25 protein-coding genes are annotated in these 22,455 nt (G+C 56.3%); 16 read left to right on the top strand and 9 right to left on the bottom strand.

Going from position 1 to position 22,455, the window contains the following annotated elements:
• Positions 1–35 precede the first annotated feature (35 nt).
• Entirely contained in the window at positions 36–1,346 is a 1,311-nt protein-coding gene (clcB, locus tag O1721_RS14370) for a voltage-gated ClC-type chloride channel ClcB (RefSeq protein ID WP_032648179.1), read from the top strand.
• Here the strand turns inward: clcB and bioD are convergent.
• From bioD to O1721_RS14355, 3 genes are all read right to left on the bottom strand, one after another.
• On the bottom strand, positions 1,281–1,976 hold the full coding sequence (gene bioD / locus O1721_RS14365; protein WP_015570628.1) for a dethiobiotin synthase: 696 nt from the start codon (positions 1,974–1,976) through the stop codon (positions 1,281–1,283). The two genes, clcB and bioD, sit on opposite strands and share 66 nt — an antisense overlap.
• Positions 1,977–2,107: 131 nt before the next feature.
• A complete protein-coding gene (gene mlc / locus O1721_RS14360; protein ID WP_003857451.1) occupies positions 2,108–3,328 on the bottom strand; it encodes a sugar metabolism global transcriptional regulator Mlc in 1,221 nt (406 codons plus the stop codon).
• A 121-nt stretch (positions 3,329–3,449) separates the two neighbouring features.
• On the bottom strand, positions 3,450–4,355 hold the full coding sequence (locus tag O1721_RS14355; protein WP_017694088.1) for a LysR family transcriptional regulator: 906 nt from the start codon (positions 4,353–4,355) through the stop codon (positions 3,450–3,452).
• A gap of 121 nt (positions 4,356–4,476) precedes the next feature.
• Here O1721_RS14355 and O1721_RS14350 point away from each other — a divergent pair, with 121 nt between their 5' ends.
• The 5 genes from O1721_RS14350 (at position 4,477) to O1721_RS14330 (ending at position 8,845) form a co-directional block, all read left to right on the top strand.
• The gene (locus O1721_RS14350; protein WP_017384556.1) at positions 4,477–5,730 is read left to right on the top strand and encodes an MFS transporter; all 1,254 of its coding nucleotides are present in this window, start codon (positions 4,477–4,479) and stop codon (positions 5,728–5,730) included.
• Positions 5,731–5,804: 74 nt separating this feature from the next.
• Complete coding sequence (locus O1721_RS14345; RefSeq protein WP_032619769.1) at positions 5,805–7,289, top strand: carboxypeptidase M32; 1,485 nt, start codon at positions 5,805–5,807, stop codon at positions 7,287–7,289.
• A gap of 150 nt (positions 7,290–7,439) precedes the next feature.
• Entirely contained in the window at positions 7,440–7,745 is a 306-nt protein-coding gene (gene asr, locus O1721_RS14340; protein ID WP_003857459.1) for an acid resistance repetitive basic protein Asr, read from the top strand.
• 92 nt (positions 7,746–7,837) lie between these two features.
• Positions 7,838–7,921 (top strand): small membrane protein YdgU, encoded by an 84-nt coding sequence (gene ydgU / locus O1721_RS14335; protein WP_057979992.1) that lies wholly within the window; start codon positions 7,838–7,840, stop codon positions 7,919–7,921.
• A gap of 102 nt (positions 7,922–8,023) precedes the next feature.
• Complete coding sequence (locus O1721_RS14330; protein ID WP_003857461.1) at positions 8,024–8,845, top strand: trypsin-like serine peptidase; 822 nt, start codon at positions 8,024–8,026, stop codon at positions 8,843–8,845.
• A gap of 5 nt (positions 8,846–8,850) precedes the next feature.
• On the opposite strand, the gene mdtI is transcribed toward O1721_RS14330, so the two are convergent.
• The 3 genes from mdtI to O1721_RS14315 form a co-directional block, all read right to left on the bottom strand.
• Positions 8,851–9,180, bottom strand: a complete 330-nt coding sequence (mdtI, locus tag O1721_RS14325; RefSeq protein WP_003857463.1) for a multidrug/spermidine efflux SMR transporter subunit MdtI — start codon at positions 9,178–9,180, stop codon at positions 8,851–8,853.
• Entirely contained in the window at positions 9,167–9,529 is a 363-nt protein-coding gene (gene mdtJ / locus O1721_RS14320) for a multidrug/spermidine efflux SMR transporter subunit MdtJ (protein ID WP_015570633.1), read from the bottom strand. The genes mdtI and mdtJ overlap by 14 nt, the downstream gene beginning before the upstream one ends.
• A gap of 118 nt (positions 9,530–9,647) precedes the next feature.
• Complete coding sequence (locus O1721_RS14315; RefSeq protein ID WP_006808891.1) at positions 9,648–9,818, bottom strand: protein YdgV; 171 nt, start codon at positions 9,816–9,818, stop codon at positions 9,648–9,650.
• A gap of 132 nt (positions 9,819–9,950) precedes the next feature.
• Here O1721_RS14315 and O1721_RS14310 point away from each other — a divergent pair, with 132 nt between their 5' ends.
• Positions 9,951–10,991, top strand: coding sequence for an AI-2E family transporter (locus O1721_RS14310; protein ID WP_015570634.1), 1,041 nt, complete (start codon positions 9,951–9,953; stop codon positions 10,989–10,991).
• Here the strand turns inward: O1721_RS14310 and O1721_RS14305 are convergent.
• Both O1721_RS14305 and O1721_RS14300 read right to left on the bottom strand, forming a co-directional pair.
• Complete coding sequence (locus O1721_RS14305; protein ID WP_017384558.1) at positions 10,988–11,935, bottom strand: zinc-dependent alcohol dehydrogenase family protein; 948 nt, start codon at positions 11,933–11,935, stop codon at positions 10,988–10,990. The genes O1721_RS14310 and O1721_RS14305 overlap by 4 nt on opposite strands.
• Positions 11,928–12,962, bottom strand: a complete 1,035-nt coding sequence (locus O1721_RS14300; RefSeq protein WP_017384559.1) for an LLM class flavin-dependent oxidoreductase — start codon at positions 12,960–12,962, stop codon at positions 11,928–11,930. The genes O1721_RS14305 and O1721_RS14300 overlap by 8 nt, the downstream gene beginning before the upstream one ends.
• 207 nt (positions 12,963–13,169) lie before the next feature.
• On the opposite strand from O1721_RS14300, the gene yajD reads away from it, so the two are divergent.
• Positions 13,170–13,517, top strand: a complete 348-nt coding sequence (yajD, locus tag O1721_RS14295; RefSeq protein WP_006808895.1) for an HNH nuclease YajD — start codon at positions 13,170–13,172, stop codon at positions 13,515–13,517.
• A gap of 67 nt (positions 13,518–13,584) precedes the next feature.
• Here yajD and O1721_RS14290 read toward each other — a convergent pair whose 3' ends face one another.
• Complete coding sequence (locus O1721_RS14290; RefSeq protein ID WP_017384560.1) at positions 13,585–14,031, bottom strand: hypothetical protein; 447 nt, start codon at positions 14,029–14,031, stop codon at positions 13,585–13,587.
• A gap of 316 nt (positions 14,032–14,347) precedes the next feature.
• Between O1721_RS14290 and O1721_RS14285 the strand changes: the two genes are divergently transcribed.
• From O1721_RS14285 to pqqF, 8 genes are all read left to right on the top strand, one after another.
• Positions 14,348–15,613, top strand: coding sequence for a Y-family DNA polymerase (locus O1721_RS14285; RefSeq protein ID WP_032648176.1), 1,266 nt, complete (start codon positions 14,348–14,350; stop codon positions 15,611–15,613).
• 104 nt (positions 15,614–15,717) lie between these two features.
• Positions 15,718–16,737, top strand: coding sequence for a dipeptidase (locus O1721_RS14280; protein ID WP_023303647.1), 1,020 nt, complete (start codon positions 15,718–15,720; stop codon positions 16,735–16,737).
• 138 nt (positions 16,738–16,875) lie between these two features.
• Complete coding sequence (pqqA, locus tag O1721_RS14275) at positions 16,876–16,947, top strand: pyrroloquinoline quinone precursor peptide PqqA (protein ID WP_002905689.1); 72 nt, start codon at positions 16,876–16,878, stop codon at positions 16,945–16,947.
• 55 nt (positions 16,948–17,002) lie between these two features.
• Positions 17,003–17,920, top strand: coding sequence for a pyrroloquinoline quinone biosynthesis protein PqqB (gene pqqB / locus O1721_RS14270; RefSeq protein ID WP_023303646.1), 918 nt, complete (start codon positions 17,003–17,005; stop codon positions 17,918–17,920).
• Positions 17,921–17,922: 2 nt separating this feature from the next.
• Entirely contained in the window at positions 17,923–18,678 is a 756-nt protein-coding gene (pqqC, locus tag O1721_RS14265) for a pyrroloquinoline-quinone synthase PqqC (RefSeq protein WP_003857506.1), read from the top strand.
• Positions 18,679–18,680: 2 nt separating this feature from the next.
• Complete coding sequence (gene pqqD, locus O1721_RS14260; protein ID WP_003857508.1) at positions 18,681–18,959, top strand: pyrroloquinoline quinone biosynthesis peptide chaperone PqqD; 279 nt, start codon at positions 18,681–18,683, stop codon at positions 18,957–18,959.
• Positions 18,946–20,088 carry a pyrroloquinoline quinone biosynthesis protein PqqE gene (gene pqqE, locus O1721_RS14255; RefSeq protein WP_022651046.1) on the top strand — a complete coding sequence of 381 codons (1,143 nt, stop codon included), beginning with the start codon at positions 18,946–18,948 and terminating at the stop codon, positions 20,086–20,088. Before pqqD ends, pqqE begins: the two co-directional genes overlap by 14 nt.
• A gap of 5 nt (positions 20,089–20,093) precedes the next feature.
• A complete protein-coding gene (gene pqqF / locus O1721_RS14250; RefSeq protein ID WP_032648173.1) occupies positions 20,094–22,370 on the top strand; it encodes a pyrroloquinoline quinone biosynthesis protein PqqF in 2,277 nt (758 codons plus the stop codon).
• Positions 22,371–22,455 lie beyond the last annotated feature (85 nt).

Here is a 22,455-nt window from a genome sequence, read left to right as displayed (position 1 = left end):
ACAATATTGTATCGTCCCCGTTAAATCACGACTTCATGCAACGTCTTCACGCTTACCCCGACATCCGCGCGATGTTTCGTCGTCTCCTGATTGCTACCGTCACCGGCGTGCTGGCGGCGCTGGCCGTTGCGGTGTTCCGCCACAGCATGTATCTGCTGGAGTGGCTATTTCTCAGCAACGAAAGCGGAAGTCTGGTGAACGCCGCAGCCGCGTTATCACCCTGGCGGCGGGCGCTGACGCCTGCGCTGGGTGGTCTGGCCGCGGGAATGCTACTGTGGGGATGGCAGCGCATGACGGCACAACGTCCCCACGCCCCCACCGATTATATGGAAGCGCTTGAGACGGGTGACGGCCAGTTTGATTACGGCGCCAGCCTGGTGAAATCCCTCGCGTCGTTGCTGGTGGTCGCCAGCGGCAGCGCCATCGGCCGTGAAGGCGCCATGATCCTGCTTGCTGCCCTCGCCGCCTCCTTTTTTGCACAACGTTGTACGCCGAAATCCGAATGGAAACTGTGGATCGCCTGCGGTGCCGCCGCCGGGATGGCCAGCGCCTATCATGCGCCGCTGGCGGGCAGCCTGTTTATCGCAGAGATCCTGTTTGGCACGCTGATGCTGGCCTCCCTCGGCCCGGTGGTGATTGCTGCTGTAGTGGCCCTGCTGACCACGCGCCTGTTAAGTCCCGGCGCGAATACGCTATATGATGTCTATCTCAGCGAGATGCTTACGGCGGTGGATTATTTCCTGATCGTTGGCGTGGGTCTGCTGGCTGGCGTTTGCGGCCCGCTGCTGATGTGGCTGATGGCGGCCAGCCACAGGCTGTTTCTGCGTCTCAAACTTTCACCGCCGTGGCAGCTGGCGCTGGGTGGTCTGATCGTCGGGCTGCTGTCGCTGCTGACGCCGAAGGTATGGGGGAATGGCTATAGCGTGGTTCAGGCGTTTTTGCAGTCGCCGCCGCTGCTGTCGGTGATTGCTGGCGTCTTTATTTGCAAACTGCTGGCGGTGCTGGCAAGCAGCGGGTCCGGCGCGCCGGGAGGCGTGTTCACGCCAACCTTGTTTGTCGGTATGGCAACGGGAATGCTGTTTGCGCAGATCTTTGCGCTGTGGTTTCCTGGCTCTGAGACGGCGATCCTGCTCGGGCTGGCGGGTATGGCGACGCTGCTCGCCGCCACAACGCATGCGCCAATCATGTCGGCCTTGATGGTATGTGAGATGACCGGGCAGTATTTTTTACTTCCCGGTTTGCTGGTTGCCTGTGTTGTGGCGTCGGTATTGTCGAGAACGCTACGCCACGACTCGATCTACGGCCAGCATACCGCCGAAAGCCGAGAGATCGATGTAGTGCGCTAATTCGCGCTGCTCGGCGCGGGGCAGATAAGGCAGTTCGCCCACCAGCGGGCCAGGCAGCTTTTTGCTCAGCACATCGATGATTTCAGCGTAGTGCGCAAGGCCCGGGTTAATACGGTTCGCCACCCAACCAATCAGCGGCAGGCCGTCATTAGCGATAGCCTGCGCCGTCAGCAAGGCATGGTTGATGCACCCTTCCTGAATGCCCACGACCATAATCACCGGCAACTGCTCCTGCACCACCCATTCGGAAAGGGGACGTAAATCGTTCATCAGGCTGCGCCAGCCGCCGGTCCCTTCAACGACAACGTGGTCAACCTTTTCACTCAGATTTGCCAGGCCATCAGAAAGCAGGCTGTAGTTGATAAGCCCACTGTGAGCGACGCTGCTTTCCTCTTCGCTTAAGGCGATAGGATTAACGGCATCATAAGGCAGTTCCAGAGACGAGACGCTTTGCAGAACCAGGGCATCCTTATTGCGCAGCCCTTCTGGCGTCTCTTTACTGCCTTTTGCAACCGGCTTGTATCCTGCAACGCGTTTACCGCTTGCCGCCAGGGCCTGGAGTAACGCGCGGGATACGACTGTCTTCCCGACAGACGTATCCGTACCAGTAATAAAGAAACGCTTAAGCATGACTCATTCCACCTCTTGGGTATGCTTCAAAAAATATAAACCAGGTAAATAATTCAGTGGGGAAAGTCTACGGGAAGCGTGCGCTACCCGGCTTGAGATAGCGCAATTTTTCGTACATCTCTGGAAAAGAGTTAGCCCTGAAGCAAACGAATCAGTAACGAGCCGTTGTACATCGCATCTTTTACCAGCGCGGCGCCAGCCATCGTACCCTGGTTGGAAAATTGCGTACTTTCGACCACGATGTTTTTACTGTACGCGGGAAGCGCCTGCTGATTGATGCAGGCGGAAATCGCCGGAAAGAGGATATCCGCCGCCTGGCTGAGCGGGGAGCCGATCAGTATTTTTTGCGGGTTAAACAGGTTCACCATAATGGCCAGAATGCGCCCGACATTATTGCCCACGCCGGTAATAATGTCCTTCGCCAGCAGATCGCCCTGCCTTGCCGCAGCGCACAGTGCCTCAACGCTCAACGGCTGACCGTGCAGCGTGGAGCTCATCGACTGGCTGAGCCGCACCTGCGCCAGCTCCAGCACGCTTTCGACGCTGGCAATCGTCTCCAGACAGCCATGGTTACCGCAGTAGCAGCGTTTTCCGTACGGATCGACCTGCGTATGGCCGATCTCCACCAGGCTACTGCTGCCAGCATGCAACAGACGCCCGTCGGTGATCACACCTGCGCCAACGTTATGATCAATCACCACCTGAATTACGTCGCGCGCGCCCCGGGAGGCACCAAACAATGCCTCCGCCATCGTCCAGGCGCTGATATCATGCTGAATGTAGACCGGCACACCGGTGTGGTTTTCCAGCACGTCGCCCAGCGGCATCTCTTTGACGTTTTCATAAAACGGCATGCGGTGAACAATGCCATTTTCGGTATCAATAATTCCCGGCAGGGTGATCGCAATCGCCGTTAAACGTTCAAGACGCTGCTGGTGACGAATAAAGAACTGGTCGATGTGGGTCAGAATGGCATCGAGAAGTGGTTGCTCTGCATTAAGCGGGAGTTCCAGCCGGTCCTCCACCACCAGCTTGCTGCTGAGGTCGCGCAGCGCGAGGAAGATTTCCCCGCGGCTAATCCGCAGCGACAGGTAGTGCCAGGCTTCCGTTTCCACCACCAGCCCTACCGCCGGACGGCCACGGCTGCCCGGCTCCTGAATTTCTGTTTCCTGAACCAGATGGGCTTCCAGCATTTCGCGGACAATCTTGGTAATACTGGCGGGTGCCAGTTGTGCCAGGCGCGAAAGATCGATACGCGAAACCGGACCAAGCTGATCAATCAGGCGATAAACGGCACCCGCGTTGGTCTGCTTGATCTGATCGATATGCCCTGGCTGACTATCAGCAACCACCTCGTACTCCCTTATTTTCGAGCTTCGAAATAAACTGAGGGCTATGGTGAAGCACTTCAATGGCTGACGTCAAATTTTTACTTAGCCATGTGATTTACTGCACATTTTCGTCCACTTTTCCCTATAAATAATGCCCGCGAGAAGCGGTAATTAATTGTTCTTTGAAACGCTGTGCCGCATGGCTCTGTTCATGATGTTTAGACCACACCAGCCACATCTCTGAGACTGCATCCTGCTCGGCTATCTTCACCCAGCGCATTTCCGCCAGTTGTACCCGTTTAAATGAGGCCGGGAGAATCGATACGCCAAGCCCTGCGGCAACGAGACCAATGATCGTCATGGCTTCCCCCACCTCCTGCGCGATAGTCGGGACAAGGCCATATCGCCGCATCAGACCAAGAATATCGTCATACAACCCGGTACCCACCTGTGGGTCAAAAAAGACAAACGGCTCTTTCGCCAGTTCAGCCAGCGTGACGCTGTGCTGCGCGGCGAGCGGATGATCCCGGGGGATCATCGCCATCAGCGGTTCGCGGAGGATCACCTGCCACGCCAGGGTATCAGGCAACTGCGTGTTACGCATCAGCCCCAGGTCGAGGGATCCTTCGTTAAGCGGCGATATCTGCTCCCGGGTATTTATTTCGCGCGTCTGAATATGCACATCCGGAAAGTTACGGCGAAACGAGGATAGCGTTTGTGAAACAGCGCTGATAAAGGGGGCCGATGAGGTAAACCCGATGCGCAGCTCCCCCGTCTCCCCAAGATAAAGCCGTTCCGCTCTGGCGGCGGCGTCCTCCACCATACTCAGGATCTGCCGGCTATCGGCGAGAAACTGTTTTCCCGCCGCCGTCAGGCTCACGCTGCGGTTGGTTCGCGCCAGCAGACGCGCCCCGACCTGCTGCTCCAGGATCTGGATCTGCTGGCTTAGCGGTGGCTGAGAGATATTCAGCCTTGCCGCCGCACGACCAAAATGCAGCTCTTCGGCGACGGCGACAAAATAGCGCAGATGGCGCAGCTCGATATTCATATTTTTAAAGTATCATTTGAGATTATTAATATATTAGACAGAATATTTACATTTTCCTACCCTAATCTTGTGGTCATACCCGTCACCAGAAACCACGGGGATGTTTATGCAAGGATTATGTGTGAGCCGTACAACGACCGTTGATATCGCGCCGGCCAGCGACATTGATGATTTACCCGCAGCACCGCAGCCGGTTCAGTTTATTAAACGTGGTACCCCCCAGTTTATGCGCGTCACGCTGGCGCTCTTCTCAGCGGGTCTCGCCACTTTTGCCCTGCTCTACTGCGTTCAGCCGATCCTGCCGGTCCTGTCGCATGAATTTGGCGTGTCGCCAGCCAGCAGCAGTATTTCGCTCTCCATTTCAACCGGGATGCTGGCGATCGGTCTGCTGTTCACCGGGCCACTTTCGGATGCCATCGGACGTAAGCAGGTCATGGTAACGGCGTTAATGCTGGCCTCCGTGTGTACCTTGCTGTCCACCATGATGACCAGCTGGCACGGCATTCTGGTCATGCGCGCGCTGATTGGGTTATCCCTCAGCGGCGTGGCGGCGGTCGGGATGACCTATCTCAGCGAGGAGATCCACCCGAGCTTCGTGGCCTTCTCCATGGGGCTATACATTAGCGGGAACTCTATCGGCGGGATGAGCGGACGCCTGCTCAGCGGTGTGTTTACTGATTTCTTTAACTGGCGCATTGCGCTGGCCGTTATCGGCTGCTTCGCCCTCGCTTCGGCGCTGATGTTCTGGAAAATCCTGCCGGAATCGCGCCATTTCCGCCCGACCTCCCTGCGTCCGAAAACGTTATTTATCAACTTTCGTCTGCACTGGCGCGATCAAGGGCTGCCCCGTTTGTTCCTGACCGGTTTCCTGCTGATGGGCTCGTTCGTGACGCTGTTTAATTACATCGGCTATCGTCTGATGCTTTCACCGTGGCATCTTAGTCAGGCATTGGTGGGTTTGCTCTCTGTGGCATATCTCACCGGGACATGGAGTTCGCCAAAAGCGGGCGCCATGACCGCGCGCTTCGGTCGTGGTCCGGTGATGCTGGTTTCCACCGCCGTGATGCTGTTCGGACTGCTGATGACGCTTTTCTCTTCCCTGTGGCTGATTTTTGCCGGAATGCTGCTCTTCTCTGCGGGATTCTTTGCCGCGCATTCCGTTGCCAGCAGCTGGATTGGCCCACGCGCGCGCCGCGCCAAAGGTCAGGCTTCGTCACTGTATCTGTTCAGTTACTATCTCGGTTCCAGCATAGCCGGTACGCTCGGCGGGGTGTTCTGGCATAACTACGGCTGGAACGGCGTGGGCGGATTTATCGCGCTGATGTTGTGCGCGGCACTGCTGGTGGGCGCGAGCCTGCATAAACGACTGCATTAACATTCAGCCCTCTTCGTGTTTAAATCGAGCCGATGCTAATTTTTGTCATCGGCTGATTCAGACACGAGGACTTCATGAAAAACAATAACTATCAACAACTCACCCGCACCTTCCAGCGCCTCTCCCGCTTCTCGCACCTCTCCTCCATCGCCAGCTGGGACATGTTCACCATGATGCCGCCAGGCGGCAGCGCCGCGCGCGGTGAAGCGCTGGCGGAGATGAGCGTCCTGCAACATCAGATCCTGACCGATAAAAAAATGGGTGAATGGCTGGCGGCGGCGGCAGACGAAGATCTGAATGACGTTGAGCAAGCCAACCTGCGTGAAATGACACGCCACTACCAGCAGGCCACTTTACTGCCGGAATCGCTGGTGGAGGCCAAATCGCTGGCGGGCAGCAGGTGTGAACACGCGTGGCGCACTCAGCGTCCGGCCAACGACTGGCAGGGCTTTTCAGCCAACCTGAAAGAGGTGGTGAAACTCAGTCGTGAAGAGGCCCGCCTGCGCGCTGAGGCTAAAGGCTGCACGCCTTACGACGCGCTGCTGGATATCTTTGAACCCGACATGACCAGCGCTCGCCTGGATGTGCTGTTCGGCGATCTGAAGTCCTGGCTGCCGGAGCTGCTGGCAAAGGTTGTGGAAAAACAGGCTCAACGATCGTTCGTTCCGCCACAGGGTCCCTTCCCGACCGCCACGCAGCGCGAGCTGGGCCTGGAAGCGATGAAAATGCTTGGCTTCGATTTTAACGGCGGTCGTCTGGACGTTAGCGCCCACCCGTTCTGCGGCGGCGTGCCGGAAGATGTGCGTATCACCACGCGTTACGATGAAGATGAACTGCTCAGCGCGCTTTTCGGCGTGATCCACGAAACCGGACATGCCCGCTACGAGCAAAACCTTCCGCGAGCGTGGGCCGGCCAGCCCGTTGCGCTGGCGCGCTCTACGGCGATCCATGAATCCCAGAGCTTGTTCTTTGAAATGCAGCTGGGCCGCAGCGACGCTTTCCTGAAGCATCTGCTTCCGGCGGTTCATGCCCGTTTCGGCAGCCAGGCGGCATTCAGCGAAGAGAATTTTATTGCCTGGAACCAGCGCGTGAAGCCGGGCTACATCCGCGTTGATGCGGATGAAGTGAGCTATCCGGCGCATGTGGTGCTGCGCTATGAGATCGAGCGCGCGCTAATCAATGGCGAAATTGAAGTCGATGATATTCCCGCGTTATGGGATGAGAAAATGCAGGCGTGGCTTGGGTTATCCACCAAAGATAACTACCGCAACGGCTGTATGCAGGATATCCACTGGACCGACGGCGGTTTTGGCTACTTCCCGTCTTACACGCTGGGGGCAATGTATGCGGCACAGCTGTTCCATGCCGCCAAAACTGCGCTGCCCGGGTTGCAGGCATCCATTGCCGGGGGCGATTTCTCGGCGCTGTTTGACTGGCTGCGTCAGAATATCTGGCAGCACGGCAGCCGTTTCAGCACGTCGCAGCTCATCACCCAGGCTACAGGTGAAGATCTGAATATCCGCTACTTCCGCGAACACCTGACGTCCCGCTATCTGTAACCGAACGCGCCGGGGGGCCCACCCCGGCGTTGTACATATGGTTACACGCCGATACCAATCACTCACGGAAACCCCGAATTTACAGGGATATAGTTATTTCAACGGCCCCGCAGTGGGGTTAAATGAGAAACCAAATTCGAGGGTATGAAAATGAAAAAAGTATTAGCTCTGGTTGTTGCCGCTGCTATGGGTCTGTCTTCCGCTGCATTCGCGGCTGAAACTACCGCCACCGCAGCGCCTGCGGCATCCACCGCTGCTCCGGCCAAAACGGTTCACCATAAAAAACATCACAAAGCGGCTAAACCAGCGGCAGAACAGAAAGCGCAGGCCGCGAAAAAGCACCATAAAAAAGCGGCAAAACCTGCGGTAGAGCAGAAAGCCCAGGCGGCTAAAAAACATCACAAAAAAGCGGCAAAACACGAAGCGGCTAAACCTGCTGCACAACCAGCAGCGTAAGAGTACAAGCTTAACCGTGCCCTTCGGGGCACGTTGGTAAACCGGCGCTGAACGGGTTTGCGGTCAGCGCCGTTTTTTTATCCGGAGGGCGTATGCTGCGGCGCTATCGGTTTGAGTTCATTCTTATCCTGCTAATTTTATGCGCGCTCATCGCCAGCCACTTTTATCTTTCCTGAATGTAGCACGCTGATTTTACTCCCACTTTCTCGCCGTCGCGTCTATAGTATTTTCATAGGGTTCACTTTTAATAATCATAATTACCCCCACCAGAGTGTGATATGCGTAAATCTGTTGTGTTGTTACTGGGAACGTTCAGCCTTTTTGCTGGCTTTTCACATGCGGATGATGGCGACGATGACGCCATTAGCGCCAAAGAGGTAAAGACGCTGTTTTTTGGTCATGACGATCGTACGCGTGTCACCGATCCTACCGAATCGCCCTGGGATGCCATCGGGCAACTGGAAACCGCCAGCGGCAATTTATGTACCGCAACCCTCATTACACCACGCCTTGCGCTGACGGCGGGTCATTGCCTGTTAATGCCGCCTGAAGGCAAACCGGATAAAGCGATCGCCCTGCGCTTTGTGTCGCAAAAAGGAATATGGCGCTACGAAATTCACGGTATTGAGGGGCGAGTGGATCCGTCGCTTGGCAAACGCCTGAAACCGGATGGCGATGGCTGGATTGTGCCGCCCGGGGCGGCCTCCTGGGATTTCGGGCTGATCGTTTTACGTTATCCGCCGTCCGGGATCACCCCGCTGCCGCTCTTTGATGGCGATAAGGCCGCGCTCACCGCCGCCCTGAAAGCCGCCGATCGAAAAGTGACGCAATCAGGTTATCCTGTTGATCACCTCGATTCGCTGTACACCCATACGGACTGCGTGGTGACGGGTTGGGCGCAAAACAGCGTACTGTCGCATCAGTGCGATACGCTACCGGGTGATAGCGGATCGCCCCTGATGTTAAAAACCGATAACGGCTGGCAGCTGATTGGCGTTCAGAGTTCTGCGCCAGCGGCGAAAGACCGCTGGCGCGCCGATAACCGGGCGTTGTCGGTGACCGGTTTTCGCGACCGGCTGGAAGCCCTGGCGCAGCAGTAGGTCACTCAGGCCAGTTTAATCATGATCATGCCGGCGAGCAGTAATACCAGCCCTATCCAGCCTTTATTGTTTAAACGCTGCCCGAACATAATCCAGCCTGCCGCCAGGGTGGCGGCAATACCGAAGCCCCCCCACAGCGCATAGGCCACGGACAGATCGATGCCTTTCACCGCCTGCGACAGGGCGCTAAACGCCCCCAGAACCGCGGCAATCGATAACAGGCCGTAGGCTTTGCGACGAAAACCGTCGGAGAACTTCAGAAAGACGTTGGCAATAATTTCCAGAACGATGGCGAAAGCCAGCCAGGCCGCGTGGATCCATTCAAACTGCTGCATGGGTCTGCTCCTTCTGCTGTTTTGCCGGTTTGCGTGTACCCGATTTAATCAGCACGATACCTGCGACCAGGGTCGTCAGCCCGGCAATTTTCATTGTCGTCAGGGTTTCATCAAATAACATGACGCTAAACAGCGTAATCAATAAAATACCAATACCTTCCCACAATGCGTATGCCACGCCCAGCGCGATTTTTTTAACCGCAAAAGAGAGGAAAATATAGGAAAGCGTAATCATGACCAGCATCAAAATAAAACCGGTGCTGCCATCACTCACGCTTGCCCATTTCATCGACAAGGTGCCGGTAATTTCAGCGACGATCGCCAGAGCTAATAAAATCCAGTAAAACATGTTTTTTCTCCTGCTTGAGAATATAATCCATCGAGGCTCGCTGCGGACAGCAAACCAAAAAATTGGGAATTAAATCAGTTAGCTAAGCGCATAGCGCTAGCTCAGGCAGAAGACGTGACTATAGCGCGGAACGCCAGTGTTGCTCACCAGAAAGCAGGCAGAGGGAGGTTGAAAACAGAGCAGAGTTGTTTGAAAAATACGTCCTGAACAAATTGTCCATAAAATTACAATTATCCGCGGTGTTGCTTCTCGTCTTTGCGGATGAAAATTGTCCTCGGTAGTTGAACACGCCTGATTTGTATCATAAGCCAGGAATTTACTCAAAGCCTTTTCATTTCTTTACCCAGTCTGTTTGATTTTGGTTAGTTTTTTTAATCCGCTTTCCCCTCTATTATAAATAAAAAACTGTTCAGGAACGTCCATGGCCAAACCTATTATCACCCTCAACGGGCTTAAGATCGTCATCATGCTGGGCATGCTGATGATCATTCTGACCGGCGTTCGTTTTGCGGCCGATATCATCGTGCCTTTTATCCTGGCGCTTTTTATCGCGGTGATCCTCAATCCGCTGGTGCAGCGAATGGTGCGGCTACGCATCCCGCGTGTGCTGGCGATAAGCCTGCTTATCAGTATTATTATCGTTGCGATGGTGCTGTTAGTCGCCTATCTGGGAACCTCCCTGAACGAGCTGGCGCGGACGCTACCGACATACCGCTCTTCCCTGGCGACCCCGCTGCTGCAAATTGAACCCTGGCTGCAACGCGCAGGTATCGAAGTCTCGGTTGAGGAACTGCTTAAATACATCGATCCGAATGCCGCCATGACGATTGTCACCAGCCTGCTGGCACAACTCTCCAACGCCATGACCTCGATTTTCCTGCTGTTCCTGACGGTTGTGTTTATGCTGCTGGAAGTTCCACAGCTGCCTGCAAAGCTCCAGCACATCATGGTGCGTCCGGTAGAGGGAATGGGCGCCATTCAGCGCGCGCTCGACAGCGTTTCACGCTATCTGGTGCTGAAAACGGCCATCAGCCTGGTGACGGGATTAGTGGTCTGGGGGATGCTCGCCGCGCTGGATGTGCGTTTTGCCTTTGTCTGGGGGCTGCTGGCCTTTGCGCTCAACTATATTCCTAACATCGGCTCCGTGCTGGCGGCGATCCCCCCTATCCTTCAGGTGCTGGTTTTCAGCGGTTTGTATGATGCCCTGATTCTGCTGGCAGGCTATCTGGTGATTAACCTTGTCTTCGGGAACATTCTCGAACCACGGATAATGGGACGCGGGCTGGGGCTTTCAACCCTTGTTGTGTTCCTGTCCCTGATTTTCTGGGGCTGGCTGCTCGGGCCTGTCGGCATGCTGCTCTCCGTTCCGCTGACAATTATTGTCAAAATTGGCCTGGAGCAGACCGCCGGTGGACAAAGTATCGCTGTACTGCTGAGCGACATGAGCCATAAGGCCGATTAATTGTCCATCGAGAGCATGGGCTTACCCGTTCTTCCCGCTTCGCGATAGTTGCCCACTGCCCGCTGCCATTCCGACAGCGGGTAGAGGGTGACATCGCTGCACTGGCTGGCGCGCAGTTTAGGCCAGATGCGCCGAAACTCCGCCTGCCACGCCTCAGCGCTCAGCGCGTCCAGATAGTTACGAATGTGAAACCACGCCACGCGCGGCAACGGCCGCTGCTGCCGGAAGGTCTGCCCGGAGAGTAGCCCGTAGCAGACAAAGGTGCCGGTTTCGGGCATCACGCTCAGGATCGTCTCCGCCAGACTGCCGCCCGTGGCGTCGTACACCACCTCCGCTTGCGCGGCGGCAGCGTTGACGGCGGTCGTATCATGTTGCGCAATCGGGACGATCCCCATTTCAGCCAGACGTTGAGCGTGCACGGGCGAACGATGGATCCCGTAAACCGCCTCCGCACCCGCCTGGCGTGCCCATTGCCCGAGCAGAACGGCGCAGTCAGAACCGGCAGCGGTGAGCAGCACCGTTTTCCCGACCGGAGGATAGCGGTCCAGCATCATCTGTGCGGCAAGCGGGTTGATATACGCCCGCGCGGCAAGTAGCGAGTCGACGTCGTCCGGGACGGGAACCGCATACGCCGCCGGGCAGTCGACATAGCGCTGCCAGGTTCCCTGCCCCCGTAACGGCAGGACCCGCTTGCCCAGCAGCGCCGGATAAGCGGCGGGCGTTTCGGTCACTATTCCGACCCCTTCATAACCGGCTATCGCAGGCAGCGGCGTGCGATGGCGATATGCTCCGGTGATGGGGATGAGATCGGAGGCGTTCACCGGGGAAAAAAGCATGCGCACACGTATCTCTCCCGGCTGTCGCGGCGACAATGGTGTAGTTTCCGCTTGCAGTACCGATTCAGGCTCACCAAACCGGCGATACCAGAGGGCCAGATTAAGCATTGCGATCGCGCCATCCCATTTCCGGTGCGACATGTTTCAGGATGGACTCGATCACATGTGCGTTGTATTCCACGCCCAGCTGATTCGGCACGGTAAGTAACAGCGTATCCGCTTCCGCGATCGCTTCATCCTTTTTCAACTGTTCAATCAGCTTGTCTGGCTCTGCGGCATAGCTGCGTCCGAAAATGGCCCGCGTTTTCTCATCCAGATAGCCCACGCTGTCGCTTTCATTGCGGCTTGAACCGAAATACATCCGGTCGCGATCGTCCATCAGGGCAAAAATACTGCGGCTGACCGAAACGCGTGGCTGACGGGTATGCCCTGCCTCAGCCCAGGCCTGTCGGTAGGCACGGATCTGTTTTGCCTGCTGAATATGGAACGGCTCGCCGGTTTCATCATCTTTCAGCGTTGAGCTTTGCAGGTTCATCCCCAGTGTTGCCGCCCATACTGCCGTTGCATTAGAGCCAGCCCCCCACCAGATACGATCGCGTAAGCCTTCTGAATGCGGCTCCAGACGCAACAATCCCGGCGGGTTTGGGAACATCGGCTGTGGGTTAGGCTTTGCAAACCCTTCACCGCGTAATACATCAAGCAGTACCTCAGTGTGGCGGCGCGCCATATCTGATTCGTTTTCCCCTTCCTGCGGCACGTAACCAAAATAACGCCAGCCATCAATCACCTGCTCCGGGGAACCCCGGCTGATACCAAGCTGTAATCGCCCGCCGGAGATGAGATCTGCCGCGCCAGCATCTTCCGCCATATACAGCGGATTTTCATACCGCATGTCGATCACGCCCGTCCCGATTTCAATGCGTTTGGTTTTCGCGCCTATTGCCGCCAGCAAGGGGAATGGCGAACTGAGCTGGCGGGCAAAGTGATGCACACGGAAATAAGCCCCGTCCGCGCCCAGCTCTTCGGCGGCGACCGCCAGATCGATGGACTGTAGCAGCGTGTCAGCCGCGGTTCGCGTGCCGGACTGGGGTGACGGCGTCCAGTGACCAAACGACAAAAATCCGATCTTTTTCATAGTGGAGTATCCTGATAAAGCATTGCGTTATCCCTACTCTACGCATTAACGGATGAGAATAAATGGTGATTATTTAACGGAATGCTTCAAATAAACTGACAGAAATACGCAAATCGCACGCTGCCTTCCCGCAGAGGAGGCATTCTCCTGACATCTCATAATGGGATATAGTGTGAACTATTCTCTTTTTAACAGGTAACATCAGCAATGGCTCTGATCCCCAAAAACTACGCACGGCTGGAAAGCGGCTACCGTGAAAAAGCGCTAAAAATCTACCCCTGGGTTTGTGGACGCTGCTCGCGTGAGTTTGTTTATTCAAATCTTCGTGAACTCACGGTTCACCATATCGACCACGATCACACCAATAACCCGGAAGATGGCAGTAACTGGGAGCTGTTGTGCCTGTTTTGTCACGATCACGAACACTCAAAGTACACCGAAGCGGATCAGTATGGCACCACCGTTGTCGCGGGTGAGGATGCGCAAAAAGACGTGGGTGTCGCCACGTTTAACCCCTTTGCCGATCTCAAGGCGATGATGAACAAGAAGAAGTAATATCGACGGCTTCACTGCCCATACCTGTCGTATGGGCAGTCAGAAAGCCACATATGTTGTATTCCAGTCACAGGTTGAACAATGACACGGCTTTAATATCTGCCTCAGGGTTCACGCGTTTTACTGCCTCTAAAAACGCAGCGAAGTTTTGATTAAACACCGTCAGATTATTATAAAATTGCACCTGTTTTTCACGGGTTCCCTCAAGATAAGTCACAGACCAGATCCGCCTGTTATTTATCACTATCGAGCCTGGTTTAATTTTTATGATAGTCGCCAGCTCAATTTTACGGGTGCTGCTCTTTATAACCTCGTATAAATACTGCTCATCATAAAAGTAGGTTTTACCTGACGAGCCGCCAAACCAGACAGGATGGGTTGAGATTTTTTTCATTCCCCGGCTATCGGCAACGATGCGCGTTGGATGCCGAATACGCCTGACGAAAAAGCGTATCAGCATAATCAGTGCCACAAAAGACAGCACCACAAAAAGAACGTTAATGCTCTCCCGCATATTTCGTTACCTGACATGCATAGTTATAAGTGAAGAAGTATACCCAAATAGTCTGGTCGTGATAATTACCCTTCTACGCCCGTACGCCATGATGCCTTGTTACCCTTGATCTTTGCTATCGATATACAATACTGTATATAAATACAGTATTAATTGACGGTGATCATCATGCAGTTTTTCACGCCATCAGAGCGACGCCGGAGCGTGGCCCTTCCCCTATTCAATGACCCTGTTCCTTACGTTCTGAATGAACGTATAAGCGCGCCCACGAAGGCTCGCGCGTAGTGACCTGTATCGCGACATCTGCGAGCTGACCATGTTTGCACTGTGTGATGTGAACGCTTTCTATGCTTCCTGTGAAACGGTTTTTCGCCCGGACCTGAAGGGACGACCGGTGGTCGTGTTGTCCAATAACGATGGGTGCGTCATCTCTCGCTCCGCTGAAGCCAAACCCTTTGTGAAAATGGGTGAACCGTACTTCAAACAGAAAGATCTCTTCAGGCATCATGGCGTGGTTTGTTTCAGCAGTAATTATGAACTTTACGCGGATATGTCCAACCGGGTAATGAACACGCTTGAAGAGATGTCGCCTCGTAGCGAAATATACTCAATTGATGAGATCTTTTGCGATCTTACCGGCGTGCGTAATTGTCGCGATCTTTCCGATTTTGGGCATGAAATGAGAGCGACCGTACTGCAACGCACCCATCTGACCGTCGGGGTGGGCATCGCACCCACAAAGACGCTGGCGAAACTGGCAAATCACGCGGCGAAACGCTGGCAGCGCCAGACGGAAGGCGTTGTTGATTTATCCAATGTAGATCGTCAGAGAAAGCTGATGGCGGCGCTACCCGTCGAAGACGTTTGGGGTGTAGGACGTCGCATAGCGAAGAAGCTTGAGATGATGGGGATTAAGACCGTCCTGCAACTGGCAGACACCGATATCCGGTTCATAAGAAAACATTTCAATGTCGTGCTGGAGAGAACGGTGCGTGAATTACGGGGCGAATCGTGTCTTGAACTGGAAGAGTTTGCCCCGGTAAAGCAAGAAATCGTCTGTTCGCGCTCGTTTGGCGAACGCATCACGGAATATGACGATGTACGCCAGGCCATCTGTAGTTATGCCGCCCGGGCAGCAGAAAAACTTCGCAATGAGCATCAGCATTGCCGCTTTATCTCCGTATTTGTTAAAACCTCGCCCTTCGCGCTTAACGAGCCATATTATGGCAATAGCGCGTCGGTAAAACTGCTCACCCCAACCCAGGATAGCCGGGATATTATCGGCGCATCAGTTCGTTGTCTGGATGCGGTCTGGAAGAACGGCCATCGGTACCAGAAAGCCGGAGTGATGCTGGGAGATTTTTATAGCCAGGGCGTCGCGCAACTTAATCTGTTTGACGACAACGCACCCAGGAAAAACAGCCAAAAGTTAATGGATGTATTAGACCATCTGAATGCTGAAAATGGCCGTGGCACGCTTTACTTCGCGGGACAGGGTATACAGCAGCCGTGGCAGATGAAACGGGAAATGCTTTCACCCCGCTACACCACCCGCTTTGCGGATCTCCTCACTGTTAAGTGATATTAACAATTGCTGCTAAGTTGTAATTTTCCCCTTGCCGGACCGGACAAATCGGTTATCGTGCCAGGCAACTTTCGCAGCAATAAAAGACAGTGGGATACGCTATGGCGATTTTTGATGGTCACAATGACCTGTTGCTTAATTTATGGCTTCACCATCGCCAGGATCCGGTAACGGCCTTCTTCTCCGGCATTGAGAACGGACACCTCGATTATCCACGCATGCAGCAAGGCGGATTTTCCGGCGGGCTGTTCGCGCTGTTCGTGCCGCCGCAGGAGTATATCGCCCGCATGGCGCCACAATACGCCAGCGAGCCGTGGCAGCCGGTCGACATTCTCTGGCAGCAGTTGACGATCCTTAAGCAGCTTGTCGCACACTCCGATGGCCGGGCACGATTGTGCCTGAGCGCGGCGGATATCGAACGCTGCCGTCAGGATAAAGTGCTGGCGATGGTGGCGCATATTGAGGGCGCGGGCGGTTTTGACGGCGAGGGAGGCGATCTACAGGCTTTTTATGCCGCCGGGGTGCGCAGCATTGGGCCTTTCTGGAACATTGCTAACCGTTTTGGCACCGGCGTTAACGGGGCGTTTCCCGGCAGCCCGGACAGCGGCCCAGGGCTTACCGCTGAGGGTATCGCCCTCATTAAGCACGCTAACGCCCTGAACATGCTGATTGACGTTTCGCATATGAATGAAAAAGCGTTCTGGGATACCGCTCGTCATTCCTCTTCACCGCTGGTCGCCACCCATTCCAACGCCCATACGCTGTGCCCGCAACCGCGCAATCTGACCGATCGGCAGCTACTGGCTATCCGCGACAGCGGCGGCGTGGCAGGCGTCAATTTCGGCAACGCGTTTTTGCGCGCCGACGGTAAACGCGATAGCGATACCCCGCTGAGCACAATCGTTCGTCATATCGACTATCTTATTAACATCATGGGTGACGATCATGTCGCGCTGGGCTCCGATTTTGACGGCATTACGTTGCCTGATGACTTACACGATGTGAGTGGTTTACCGCGGCTAATCAGCGCGTTGCGTGACAGCGGCTATGATCAATTTGTGCTGAATAAGCTGCTGTGGGGCAACTGGCAAAAGGTATTGCAAAATGTTTGGCAACAATAAGTTACGTTGTAAACATTAAGTTAATTCCTTACATCTTTCGGGTTGAGCTTTGCCCTCCTGTGACGCATTATTTGATGACCATCACAAAACTGGCACAAACAATGGCGTTAGTGCTGCATTTTTAAAGAGGAAAAAACGATGTGGAAGAAACCTGCTTTTATTGATTTACGTCTTGGCCTGGAAGTGACCCTGTACATTTCCAACCGCTAATCGCTCTGCCCGCCATCCGTGCGGGCATTTTTGTTTGACTACCTGGCCCATCTTCATGTTTATAAAAGTCCTCGGTTCCGCCGCTGGCGGTGGTTTCCCCCAGTGGAACTGTAACTGCGCCAACTGTCAGGGTTTGCGCGACGGTACCCTTCAGGCGACCCCTCGCACCCAGTCGTCGATCATCGTCAGCGATAACGGCAAAGAGTGGGTGCTGTGTAACGCCTCCCCCGATATCAGCCAGCAGATTGCCCATACGCCAGAACTGAATAAGAAAGAGGTTCTGCGCGGCACGCATATTGGCGGCATTATTCTCACCGATAGCCAGATTGACCACACCACCGGGCTGCTCAGCCTGCGCGAGGGGTGCCCGCATCAGGTATGGTGTACGCCGGAGGTGCATGAAGATCTTTCCAGCGGATTCCCGATTTTTACCATGCTCCGGCACTGGAACGGTGGCCTGATTCACCACCCGATCGCGCCGCTCACCGCCTTTAGCGTGGAAGCCTGCCCTGATTTGCAGTTTACCGCTGTCCCCATCGCCAGTAACGCGCCGCCCTATTCGCCGTGGCGCGACCACCCGCTGCCGGGGCATAACGTGGCGCTGTTTATCGAAAACCGCCGCAACGGTCAGACGCTGTTCTACGCACCGGGTCTCGGTGAACCCGATGACGCCATCCTGCCGTGGCTTAAAAAAGCGGACTGTCTGCTGATTGACGGCACCGTCTGGCAGGACGATGAACTCCAGGCCACCGGCGTCGGGCGCAATACCGGCCGCGACATGGGGCATCTGGCGCTCGGCGATGAACACGGCATGATGGCGCTGCTGGCCTCGCTGCCGGCAAAGCGCAAGATTCTGATCCACATTAATAACACCAACCCGATCCTTAACGAGCAGTCGCCGCAGCGTCACGCCCTTGCGCAGCAGGGAATAGAAGTGAGCTGGGACGGGATGAACATCACGCTTCAGGACTAACTATGCACATTCGCGAAACGCTCTCGCCGCAAGAGTTTGAGCACGCCCTTCGGGCGAAAGGCGCCTACTATCATATTCACCATCCGTACCATATCGCGATGCATAACGGCGAGGCCAGCCGCGAGCAGATCCAGGGCTGGGTGGCGAACCGGTTTTACTACCAGACGACGATCCCGCTGAAAGACGCGGCAATTATGGCGAACTGCCCGGATCCGCACACGCGTCGCAAATGGGTGCAGCGGATCCTCGATCACGACGGTAGCAACGGTCATGACGGCGGTATCGAAGCCTGGCTACAGCTGGGCGAAGCCGTGGGGCTCAGCCGCGAGGACTTAATCAGCGAACGCCACGTGCTGCCCGGCGTCCGTTTCGCCGTCGACGCTTACGTTAACTTCGCCCGCCGCGCCAACTGGCAGGAGGCGGCATGCAGCTCGCTCACCGAACTGTTCGCCCCGCAAATCCATCAGTCGCGTCTCGACAGCTGGCCACAGCACTACCCGTGGATCAAAGAGGAAGGCTATTTTTATTTCCGCAGCCGCCTCAGCCAGGCCAGCCGCGACGTTGAACACGGTCTGGAGCTGGCGAAGCGTTACTGCGATAGCGCGGAAAAGCAGAATCGAATGCTGGAGATCCTTCAGTTCAAACTCGATATCCTGTGGTCGATGCTCGACGCGATGACCATGGCCTACGCGCTACAGCGTCCGCCTTATCACACGGTCACCGACAAAGCGGCCTGGCACACAACCCGACTGGTATAAGCATGCAAAAAAACTCCATCGTCGCCTTTCGTCGCGGCTATCGCCTGCAATGGGAAGCCGCTCAGGACAGCCATGTCATCCTCTATCCGGAAGGCATGGCTAAACTCAATGAGACCGCGGCCGCGATCCTCGAACTGGTCGATGGCCAACGCGACGCGGCGGCCATCATTGCCATACTCAACGAACGGTTCCCGGAAGCCGGCGGCGTGGATGACGACGTCGTAGAATTCCTGCAAATCGCTTATCAACAGAAGTGGATTATTTTCCGTGAGCCAGAATAAACCCGCCGTCAATCCACCGCTGTGGCTGCTGGCGGAGCTGACCTATCGCTGTCCGCTACAGTGTCCTTACTGCTCTAACCCGCTGGACTTCGCCCGGCAGGATCAGGAGCTGACCACCGAACAGTGGATTGAGGTTTTCCGCCAGGCGCGGGCGATGGGCAGCGTGCAGATAGGTTTTTCCGGCGGCGAACCGTTGACGCGTAAAGATCTGCCGGAGCTGATCCGCGCCGCCCGCGATCTCGGTTTTTATACCAACCTGATCACCTCGGGAATTGGCCTGACGGAAAGCAAACTCGACGCGTTCAGCGAGGCCGGTCTGGACCATATCCAGATTAGCTTCCAGGCCAGCGATGAAGTGCTCAACGCTGCGCTGGCGGGGAATAAAAAAGCCTTCCAGCAGAAGCTGGCGATGGCCAAAGCGGTCAAAGCCCGTGATTACCCGATGGTGCTGAATTTCGTCCTGCACCGGCATAATATCGATCAGATCGATAAAATCATCGAGCTGTGCATCGAACTGGACGCCGACGATGTCGAACTTGCCACCTGCCAGTTCTACGGTTGGGCGTTCCTTAATCGTCAGGGGCTTCTGCCGACGCGGGAACAGATTGCCCGCGCGGAACGCGTGGTTGCCGAATATCGGCAAAAAATGGCCGCCAGCGGCAATCTGACCAACCTGCTGTTCGTCACCCCCGATTATTACGAAGAGCGGCCAAAAGGCTGTATGGGCGGCTGGGGGTCGATTTTCCTCAGCGTGACCCCGGAAGGCACGGCGCTGCCCTGCCACAGCGCGCGCCAGCTGCCGGTGGATTTCCCGTCGGTGCTTGAGCAGAGCCTGGAATCCATCTGGTATGACTCTTTCGGCTTCAACCGCTATCGCGGGTTTGACTGGATGCCAGAGCCGTGCCGCTCCTGCGATGAAAAGGAGAAGGACTTCGGCGGCTGCCGCTGCCAGGCCTTTATGCTCACCGGGAATGCGGATAACGCCGATCCGGTGTGCAGCAAATCGCCGCATCATCATAAAATCCTCGAGGCGCGCCGCGAAGCAGCCTGTAGTGATATGAAGATCGGTCAGCTTCAGTTCCGCAACCGTACCCGTTCTCAGCTTATCTATAAAACCCGGGAACTGTAACGATAATGACCACCCGCATCGTGGAACTGGCAGGCGGTTTGCGCGCAACGCTGGTGCATCAGCCGCAGGCGACACGCGCGGCGGCGCTGGCGCGCGTGAGTGCCGGAAGCCATCACGAGCCACCGCGCTTCGCCGGTCTGGCGCATTTGCTTGAGCACCTGCTGTTCCGCGGTAGCCAGCGCTATCAGGGCGATGATCGACTCATGGCCTGGGTCCAGCGCCAGGGCGGCAGCGTCAATGCCACCACGCTGGCTCGCCACAGCGCTTTTTTCTTCGACGTTGCCGCCGATAACCTGTCCGACGGCGTCGCGCGGCTGCGGGATATGTTGCTGGCGCCGCTGCTTTCACCGCATGACATACAGCGCGAAGTGGCGGTCATTGATGCGGAAAACCGGCTCATCCAGCAACATGATTCCGCCAGGCGCGAAGCGGCGGCGCGCCACGCGATGGAAGAACCCGCGGTTTTTCGCCGTTTTCAGGTGGGTAGCAAGGAGTCTCTCGGGCAGGACCCGGTATCGCTGCAAACCGCGTTGCGCGACTTTCATCGTCGCTATTATGTAGCCGGGCACCTGCAATTGTGGCTGCAAGGGCCGCAAACGCTGGATGTCCTGGCCGAGCTTGCCCATACGTTTGCGTCAGGTTTTGCGTCAGGAGGCATGCCTGAAACCGCTCCCCCGTTGCGTCTTAGCGCTGAAGCAGATTATCAGCTGGCGGTGACGGAGCGACCCGCACTGTGGCGTTGTCCGTTAATCCGAAAAAGTGACAACGTCACTTTATTTCGGGAGTTTTTACTGGACGACGCCCCCGGAAGCCTGATTGCCGGGCTACGGGCGCGCGGGCTGGCAGAAGAGGTAGCCCTGAACTGGCTTTATCAGGATGACGATTACGGCTGGCTGGCGCTAACGGTTGATAGCGAACGGCCCGAGGACATTGACCCGCATATTACCCACTGGCTACGGGCGCTACAGCAAACGACGGATGAGCAGCAGCGGCATTATTATCGGCTGGCACAGCAGCGTTTCAGCGCCCTGCCGACGCTGGAGCAGCTGCGCCAGCGGGCATTTGGTTTTGCGCCCGGCGCGGCGCCCGTAGGTTTTTCCGCCTTCTGTGCTGACTTACTGGCGGCGCCAGTCTCGTATCTGGCCTGCAAAAAAATGGAAACCGCTGAAATTATTGCCAGCCAGGGTTTTGCCCTGCCGCTTAGCCATTGGCGTCGCCAGCCGGTTGCAGATGATAGCCCCATCGCGTTTTCCTTCTACCCGCAGACTGCCAGGTATGCTGCGCCAGCCCCGACGTCAGAAGCCGCTCCACTGCTGCATTTGTCGGCGCAGACACAACCGCCGACGCTGATCCTGCGCAGGCCTTTTTATTCGCGCGTGGACAGGTCACAGGGGGTGGCGATGGGCAAACAGTTACGCCCTCTTCTTGCTGAACTGCGCCATATCGACGGCAGCGGCGAGTGGCAAACGGTTGACGGTAGCTGGCAGCTCACGCTGCGGCTTCCTGACGCCGTGGTGACGGCGGAACCCATCATCGGGGCGATAATCGATCGCCTCTCCCACCCCGCTCCGGCGATTACGCCAGTGCCAGAAGGCATTGCCATCCGTGAGCTGCTTCAGCAATTGCCTGAACGTCTGGCATCGGACCCGCCACGGGACGGCTGGCTGGCGGCGTTAGTTGGCGGCAGCGCCGGACACGCGCACGGGTTAGCCCGGCAGCTTGGCCTGCTCCGGACGCCGGTTAACGCTAAGCCGTTGCCGTTAAGCGGTTGTCCCGGCGGGATCGAACACATCCCGCACGCCAGCGCGGATTCGGCGCTGCTGGTGTTTATTCCCCTGCCGCCGGGCGCGTCGCTCGCCGCGCTGCGGATGCTGGCGTTATGCTGCGAACCGCAATTTTTCCAGCGCCTGCGCGTGGAACAGCAGATTGGCTACGTGGTCAGCTGTCGTTATCAGCGTATTGCCGATCGCGATGGCCTGCTGCTGGCGTTACAGTCGCCTGACCGTTCTCCCGTGAACCTGTTGGGTTGCTGCAAACGATTTTTGCGTGAGCTGACGCCGTGCGATGAGGCAGCGTTTAGCGTGTTGCGACAGCAGCTGGCGACGCAGATCCGCTCACCGATGGATGCCAGCGCCACGGCAGTGGCCGCCCTGCGCCAGCGCTATGGTTTGCCGGTGTTAACACCGCAGGCTATTGATGCCCTGCAACCTGACGAGATAATCGCGCTATGGCGCGAGATGACTCGCCGTCGCCGACGCTGGCGGGTGCTTTTCACGGGCTGACCGGAACCGCCGCTTTCTTCCTGTGCGTAGTTTTTAGTCAAAAAAAAGCCCCGTACTATGACGGGGCCGGGCTGCTTATTTCGCT

The sequence above is a fragment of the Enterobacter cloacae complex sp. HYC033_NIDB genome, from assembly GCF_056673335.1.
This window is presented reverse-complemented; position numbering and strand designations above follow the sequence as displayed.

Excerpts from the sequence above, each read along its gene's own strand:
- pqqF (WP_032648173.1), top strand. The coding sequence starts at position 20,094 with ATGACCACCCGCATCGTGGAACTGGCAGGCGGTTTGCGCGCAACGCTG.
- ydgU (WP_057979992.1), top strand. The coding sequence starts at position 7,838 with ATGCTGCGGCGCTATCGGTTTGAGTTCATTCTTATCCTGCTAATTTTA.
- O1721_RS14300 (WP_017384559.1), bottom strand. The coding sequence starts at position 12,962 with ATGAAAAAGATCGGATTTTTGTCGTTTGGTCACTGGACGCCGTCACCC.
- O1721_RS14330 (WP_003857461.1), top strand. The coding sequence starts at position 8,024 with ATGCGTAAATCTGTTGTGTTGTTACTGGGAACGTTCAGCCTTTTTGCT.
- pqqC (WP_003857506.1), top strand. The coding sequence starts at position 17,923 with ATGCACATTCGCGAAACGCTCTCGCCGCAAGAGTTTGAGCACGCCCTT.
- mdtI (WP_003857463.1), bottom strand. The coding sequence starts at position 9,180 with ATGCAGCAGTTTGAATGGATCCACGCGGCCTGGCTGGCTTTCGCCATC.
- O1721_RS14305 (WP_017384558.1), bottom strand. The coding sequence starts at position 11,935 with ATGCTTAATCTGGCCCTCTGGTATCGCCGGTTTGGTGAGCCTGAATCG.
- bioD (WP_015570628.1), bottom strand. The coding sequence starts at position 1,976 with ATGCTTAAGCGTTTCTTTATTACTGGTACGGATACGTCTGTCGGGAAG.
- pqqD (WP_003857508.1), top strand. The coding sequence starts at position 18,681 with ATGCAAAAAAACTCCATCGTCGCCTTTCGTCGCGGCTATCGCCTGCAA.
- O1721_RS14285 (WP_032648176.1), top strand. The coding sequence starts at position 14,348 with ATGTTTGCACTGTGTGATGTGAACGCTTTCTATGCTTCCTGTGAAACG.
- yajD (WP_006808895.1), top strand. The coding sequence starts at position 13,170 with ATGGCTCTGATCCCCAAAAACTACGCACGGCTGGAAAGCGGCTACCGT.
- O1721_RS14280 (WP_023303647.1), top strand. The coding sequence starts at position 15,718 with ATGGCGATTTTTGATGGTCACAATGACCTGTTGCTTAATTTATGGCTT.
- mdtJ (WP_015570633.1), bottom strand. The coding sequence starts at position 9,529 with ATGTTTTACTGGATTTTATTAGCTCTGGCGATCGTCGCTGAAATTACC.
- pqqB (WP_023303646.1), top strand. The coding sequence starts at position 17,003 with ATGTTTATAAAAGTCCTCGGTTCCGCCGCTGGCGGTGGTTTCCCCCAG.
- O1721_RS14355 (WP_017694088.1), bottom strand. The coding sequence starts at position 4,355 with ATGAATATCGAGCTGCGCCATCTGCGCTATTTTGTCGCCGTCGCCGAA.
- asr (WP_003857459.1), top strand. The coding sequence starts at position 7,440 with ATGAAAAAAGTATTAGCTCTGGTTGTTGCCGCTGCTATGGGTCTGTCT.
- O1721_RS14310 (WP_015570634.1), top strand. The coding sequence starts at position 9,951 with ATGGCCAAACCTATTATCACCCTCAACGGGCTTAAGATCGTCATCATG.
- O1721_RS14345 (WP_032619769.1), top strand. The coding sequence starts at position 5,805 with ATGAAAAACAATAACTATCAACAACTCACCCGCACCTTCCAGCGCCTC.
- clcB (WP_032648179.1), top strand. The coding sequence starts at position 36 with ATGCAACGTCTTCACGCTTACCCCGACATCCGCGCGATGTTTCGTCGT.
- O1721_RS14290 (WP_017384560.1), bottom strand. The coding sequence starts at position 14,031 with ATGCGGGAGAGCATTAACGTTCTTTTTGTGGTGCTGTCTTTTGTGGCA.